The sequence below is a fragment of the Endozoicomonas atrinae genome, from assembly GCF_001647025.1.
GTDB classification, from domain to species: domain Bacteria; phylum Pseudomonadota; class Gammaproteobacteria; order Pseudomonadales; family Endozoicomonadaceae; genus Endozoicomonas; species Endozoicomonas atrinae.
The window spans coordinates 1-6550 of sequence record NZ_LUKQ02000280.1; the positions used below are offsets into that span (position 1 = coordinate 1).

Annotated in this window: 4 protein-coding genes; 3 read left to right on the forward strand and 1 reads right to left on the reverse strand. The window is 50.4% G+C overall.

Going from position 1 to position 6550, the window contains the following annotated elements:
• Nucleotides 1–297 precede the first annotated feature (297 nt).
• The 3 genes from AK963_RS24010 (at nt 298) to aceF (ending at nt 5355) form a co-directional block, all read left to right on the forward strand.
• Nucleotides 298–531, forward strand: a complete 234-nt coding sequence (locus AK963_RS24010) for a hypothetical protein (RefSeq protein ID WP_066017925.1) — start codon at nt 298–300, stop codon at nt 529–531.
• Nucleotides 532–707: 176 nt separating this feature from the next.
• Complete coding sequence (gene aceE / locus AK963_RS24015; protein ID WP_066017926.1) at nt 708–3365, forward strand: pyruvate dehydrogenase (acetyl-transferring), homodimeric type; 2658 nt, start codon at nt 708–710, stop codon at nt 3363–3365.
• A 28-nt stretch (nt 3366–3393) separates the two neighbouring features.
• Nucleotides 3394–5355 (forward strand): dihydrolipoyllysine-residue acetyltransferase, encoded by a 1962-nt coding sequence (gene aceF / locus AK963_RS24020; RefSeq protein ID WP_066017927.1) that lies wholly within the window; start codon nt 3394–3396, stop codon nt 5353–5355.
• 357 nt (nt 5356–5712) lie between these two features.
• Here aceF and AK963_RS24025 read toward each other — a convergent pair whose 3' ends face one another.
• Nucleotides 5713–6453: a hypothetical protein gene (locus AK963_RS24025; protein ID WP_066017928.1), complete on the reverse strand. Its 741-nt coding sequence runs from the start codon at nt 6451–6453 to the stop codon at nt 5713–5715.
• Nucleotides 6454–6550: the final 97 nt, after the last annotated feature.

Consider the following 6550-nt stretch of genomic DNA (forward strand, 5'->3'; position numbering starts at 1 on the left):
TGCCCGGCCTAAGGAGTAGAGCCGGGACTTAGGTGCCTGCTGGATATCGGACAGTCACAGTAAACAGCATAGGACGCAGAATGAAGGCCTTCACAACAAAACGATATGTGGTCAAACAGAAAGTACAGACGTGCAACAGAGCATGGCTCGAGGAGGTATTCAGCAGCCCCTGCAAACGAACCGCCGTACAAAGCTATCACCAGCTGTGCTATGAATGGCCTGATAGTTACTTTGAATTGACGGAAACAATAGACACAGAAACCTGCCTGGCTTTCACCCCTCACAAAGGATAACAACATGGCTACCACCAACATCTGGCAACAATTTAAATCCCTGATACCCGAAGGAGCCAGAACCATCGTCACCATAACCAGCAACAACGGCGACGGAACCAGCAGCGCAACACTGAGAGATGGAACTATTATCAGGGTACAGGGGGAGACCGTAGCTACAGGAAATCGGGCACTTGTCGAGGATAGGGTAGTTAAGGCAGAATTGCCCCCCCTGCCGCAATACGATGCCGACGTTTGAAAGGGCAACTTGAGTCAAAGGGCGACTGGATATGAGAAGGGCGACCAAAAGGGCGACTAAATGCAGAAAAAAATAAAAACGGCGACTGGATTTTGTGTACCAATACTTTGTAAGTCTTTGAAATCTTGCGGTTAATTGTGGTGATTAGAGAAAGATACTAACCGGAGCCGATTTGTATGCATGATATCGACCCTATAGAAACCAGGGAATGGCTGGAAGCACTGGATTCCGTTCTTGAGCAGGAAGGCGAAGACCGTGCTCATTTTCTGCTGACCCGGCTTTCCCAGCATGCTCGTGCCAAAGGCACGCAGCTGCCATACGCTATTACTACCCCTTATCGCAATACGATAGCTCCTGAAAAAGAAGCCCGTATGCCTGGCGACCTGTTCATGGAGCGCCGTATTCGCTCGCTGGTTCGCTGGAATGCACTGGCAATGGTTATGCGCGCCAACAAGAAGGACAGCAGCCTGGGTGGCCATATCTCTTCCTTTGCCTCCAGTGCCACGCTGTACGACATCGGTTACAACTACTTCTTCCATGGCCATGAAAGTGATCGTGAAGGCGATCTGGTGTATTACCAGGGCCACGTAGCTCCTGGTATCTACTCTCGAGCCTTTCTGGAAGGTCGTCTGGATGAGAGCCAGCTGGATAGCTTCCGTCAGGAAGTGGATGGCAATGGTCTGTCTTCCTACCCTCACCCTAAGCTGATGCCTGACTTCTGGCAGTTCCCGACCGTATCCATGGGCCTTGGCCCACTGCAGGCGATCTATCAGGCTCACTTCATGAAGTACCTGATTAACCGCGGCATGTCTCAGGATCAAAACCGTAAGGTCTGGGCTTTCCTTGGGGATGGTGAGATGGATGAGCCGGAATCTCTCGGTGCCATCTCTCTGGCCGGCCGTGAGAAGCTGGATAATCTGATCTTCGTGGTCAACTGTAACCTGCAGCGTCTGGATGGCCCGGTACGTGGTAACGGTAAGATCATTCAGGAACTGGAAGGCGTCTTCCGTGGTGCTGGCTGGAATGTCATCAAGGTCGTCTGGGGCCGTCATTGGGATCCGCTGCTGGCTCAGGACAAGCATGGTAAGCTGCAGGAAGTGATGGATAAAGCCGTTGATGGTGATTACCAGAACTGTAAGGCGAAAGGCGGTGCCTGGACCCGTGAGCACTTCTTTGGCCGTGATCCTGAAGCTCTGAAGCTGGTTGAACACCTGTCTGATGATGATATCTGGCGTCTGAACCGTGGTGGTCATGACCCATACAAAGTCTTCGCTGCTTACCACGAAGCTGTTAACCATAATGGCCAGCCTACCGTCATTCTTGCCAAGACGGTTAAGGGTTACGGTACCGGTGCCACCGGTGAAGCGGCCAACGTCAGCCACAACGTTAAGAAGCTGCCGGTTGATGATCTGAAGCACTTCCGTGATCGCTTTGACCTGCCCATCAAAGACGAAGATATTGAAACCCTGCCTTACTTCAAGCCAGACGCTGACAGCCCTGAAATGAAGTACATGCGCAAGCGTCGTGAAAAGCTGGGTGGCTTTATTCCACAGCGTCGTGTGGAAACCGATGTTAAGCTGGAAATTCCAGGCCTTGAGGCTTTTGAAGCCGTCACCAAGGGCAGTGGTGAGCGTGAAATCTCCACTACAATGGCTTACGTTCGTATTCTTGGCGCACTGGCCAAAGACAAGAGTCTTGGCAAGCACATCGTGCCGATCATCCCTGATGAAGCGCGTACCTTTGGTATGGAAGGTATGTTCCGTCAGCTGGGTATCTACTCTGCGGAAGGCCAGAACTATGAGCCGGTAGACTCCGACCAGGTCATGTTCTACAAAGAATCCAAGCAGGGCCAGATTCTGGAAGCGGGCATTAACGAAGCGGGCGCCCACGCCGCGTGGATTGCTGCTGCAACTTCTTACAGCAGTAACAACGTTCCAATGATCCCATTCTACGCGTTCTATTCCATGTTTGGTTTCCAGCGTACTGGCGATCTGGCATGGGCAGCGGGTGATATCCAGGCTCGTGGCTTCCTGATTGGTGCTACTGCCGGTCGTACCACTCTGAATGGTGAAGGTCTGCAGCATCAGGACGGTCACAGCCATATTCTGGCCTCCACTGTACCGAACTGCATCAGCTACGACCCGACCTACGGCTACGAAATGGCTGTGATTATCCAGAACGGTCTGCAGCGTATGTATGGCAATGGCGAGAATGTCTGGTACTACATCACCGCCATGAATGAAAACTACCGTCAGCCAGCGCTGCCGGAAGGTCCGGAAGTGATCGAAGGCATCATCAAGGGACTTTACAACTTGGAAGAAAATTCCCGTAACCAGGGACCTAAGGTCCAGTTGATGGGTTGTGGCACTATCCTTGAAGAAGTCCGTGCTGCTGCCGGTATTCTGCGTGATGAGTTCAACGTTGAATCTGATATCTGGAGCGCAACCAGCTTTAACGAGCTGGCCCGTGATGGTCAGGACGCCAAGCGTTACAACATGCTGAACCCTGAAGCCGAGAAAAAAGTCAGCTGGGTTGAGAAGCAGCTGTCTGGTCGAAAAGGTCCTGTTGTTGCCGCTACTGACTATATGAGCCTGTACGCCAACCAGATCCGCGAGTTTGTGCCTGCAACTTTCGTGTCTCTGGGTACTGACGGATTTGGTCGTTCCGACACCCGTGAACAGCTGCGTCGCTTCTTCGAGGTAGATCGTTACTTCATCGTGGTCGCTGCCCTGTATGCGCTGGTTCAGGATGGTGAGCTGGATGCGTCTGTTGTCAGTCAGGCCATCAAGAAGTTTGATATTGACCCAACCAGAGCTAACCCTCTGTATTGCTGAGTCTGGAACTGAAGAGAAGGTATGAGGAATGAGTGACGAAATCATCAAGGTTCCAGATATCGGCAGTGGTGAGGCAGAAGTCATCGAAATCTGCGTCAAGCCTGGTGATACGGTATCGGCCGAAGACTCCCTGATTGTTCTGGAGTCTGACAAGGCAACCATGGAAGTCCCGGCACCACGCGATGGCGTGGTGACCGAAGTGCTGCTGACGGTTGGTGACAATGTCAGCGAAGGGGCTCCGATGGTTAAGATGGCTGCTGCAGGGACTACCGCAGCAGCACCTGAGGTTGTTGAGCAGGCAGCAGAAGCTCCTGTGGTGGCGGCTCCGGTAGCTGACGTTGTACCAGCGCCAGCGGGTGGATCCCATATTGAGTCTGTGCATGTGCCTGATATCGGTGCTGAGAATGTTCCGGTTATTGAGGTTTGTGTGAAGGTTGGGGACACCGTTGCCCTGGAAGACTCATTGATTGTCCTGGAGTCGGACAAAGCAACCATGGAAGTGCCTTCCCCAGTGGAAGGCGTTGTGAAAGCCATTCACGTTAAGGAAGGTGATGCCCTGAATCAGGGTGACCTGGTCATTGACGTTGAAGTGAATGGTGGTGCTGTTGCTGTCTCTAATGAGCCTGCACCTGTTTCTGCAGCGGCTCCAGAGCCTGCTGCTGTTGCACCAGCGGCCTCTGCACCTCAGGCTGGACCTCGTATTGAGAAAGTAACCGTACCAGATATTGGTGCTGAGAATGTTCCAGTCATTGAGGTCTGTGTCAGCGTTGGCGATCAGGTTGAAGAAGAAACTTCACTGATCGTACTGGAATCTGACAAGGCGACCATGGAAGTACCTTCGCCGTTTGCCGGTATTGTTAAAGCCATCATGGTCAAAGAGGGAGACACCCTTAGTCAGGGCGACCTGATTCTGGATATTGAAGTGTCTGGTGGGGTTGAAGTACCCGCTGTCAGTCAGCCTGCTCCAGCGGCTGCTGCACCTGCCACTGCACCACAGAAACAGGAAACTGTTTCCCGTGCGCCATCAGCGCCACCACCACGTGCCGAAGCACACCCTGTGGAACTTGAGCGTGCCAACCGTAAGTTCCATGCTGGCCCTGCGGTGCGCAAACTGGCTCGTGAGTTTGGTGTTGACCTTGCGGAAGTAACCGGCACTGGTCCACGTCGCCGCATTCTTAAAGAAGACGTGCAGAAGTACGTCAAGATGCGCCTCAGTGAAAAGCCTCAGACTGCTCAAGGTGTTTCTTCTGGTCTGGGTATTCCTGCCATGCCAGAGATCGACTTCAGCAAGTGGGGTGACATTGAGAAGGTTGCTCTGAACCGTCTGCGCAAAGTGGCGGCTCAGAACTTCCAGCGCTCCTGGCTGAACGTGCCGCACGTTACCCAGTTTGATGAGTGTGACATCACTGAACTGGAAGCGTTCCGCAAGGCTCAGAAAGCACTGGCAGAGGCCCGTGGTACCAAACTGACACCATTGCCGTTTATTCTGAAAGCCGTTGCTTATGTGCTGAAAGAGCTGCCACAGTTCTGCACTTCCCTTAGCCCGGATGGCGAAACGCTGATCTACAAGAAGTACATCAACATTGGTGTCGCGGTAGATACTCCAGATGGCCTGTTGGTTCCGGTTATCAAGAATGTGGATCAGAAGAGTCTGTGGGAGCTGTCTGCCGAGTGCATCGAGCTGGCCGGCAAGGCACGTGACAAGAAGCTGAAGCCTGATGAAATGCAGGGTGGCTGCTTTACGATCTCCAGCCTTGGTTCTATCGGTGGTACTGCGTTTACTCCGATCGTCAATGCGCCGGAAGTGGCCATTCTTGGCCTGTCCAAGGCTTCCATGAAGCCGGTATGGAATGGCAAGGATTTCGATCCGAAGCTGATGCTGCCTCTGTCCCTGTCTTATGACCACAGAGCAATCAATGGTGCGGATGCTGCACGTTTCACCACCATGCTGGGTGAACTGTTGACGGATATTCGTAAGCTGTTGCTCTGATACTTGGCCGTAAGCAAGGTTCGTAAACCCTCATAGCCTCAAGGGAGAGAAACTCTCTTGAGGCTTTTTTACGAGGTCTGTATCAATGGGGAGAGTTTGTAAACTTCGGACACCCGCCCACTGCTCAAGTAAGCGTTGTATTAACCTGAGTTCAGGTTATTTGAAAAACCGGCTCTTGGTATTATTAATATCCATATTTCTGAGACAGTTTCACAAAAAACATACTTTTCTGATACTGGATTGTATTAATTATCTGATGATACAGAGTAGAAAACTCGCAACTTAATAAGCCTTGTATGGATTATATTTTTACTTGAAGATTCCATAAAAAATCATGTATTGGTTTGTTGGATTTAATCAAAGAATATTACAGATTCTGCATTTGATAGGTTTGTTGTTCTGGGTAGCCAACGGTATATCTACGGTGGTTCTATGAGCAGATGAAACGGGCTTTTGTTCATAGCCAAGGTGTTGATCTTCACAACTCTGCTTTTCTAAATGTTCTTTTAAGACGCGAGTATGAGTAATTGAGCCAGATGGTTTTTCATAACGAGGAGTTGAAAACTCGTTGTCCAGATTTTTAAGGCGCTCATCCAATTCTGAAGCTGATGCCATTGGAGCTCGGGGTGATTTTTGGGGTATAATCAATTCCTCAATAACCTCTTCTCTTGATGCTTCTGGCATTTCAGCAGCACCATTTTCGAAGTCAAGGCTATTAGGTAGAGTTGCTGCCAGGCATCTACCTAAGTCTGCTATTCGGTCTTCCATGGGTTGGCTGTTTGAGGATGCAGCCCGACTATTATCAGGGCTTTCGGGTGCTGCATCATCTACCTCATCCCAAGCTGGCTCACTGTCTGGTGCTGCCTCATTAGTTATTTGAGCAGTTTCTTTGATGAGTAAATCTTCAGAAACGGCAACTTGAGTTTGGGCTGTAGTTGTCTCCATTTTTCGTTTTATCAGCGGTGGAGTATCTTTGGACGTTGGATATTCTGTTTCAGGTGAGCCGAGGAATCTTTGAAAATCTTTGCCAGGAGGACTGGTTCTTTTTGAGGAAGTATCTGTGTTTACAATTTCTGTACAACTACAAGCTGCTAACATATCGGATGCCTGATGTTTTTCATAACCGAGAGTGTTTAAACTAATATTTTTTTATATGTCTTATAGACCAAAACTCGTTTAATTAAAAAAATATTTC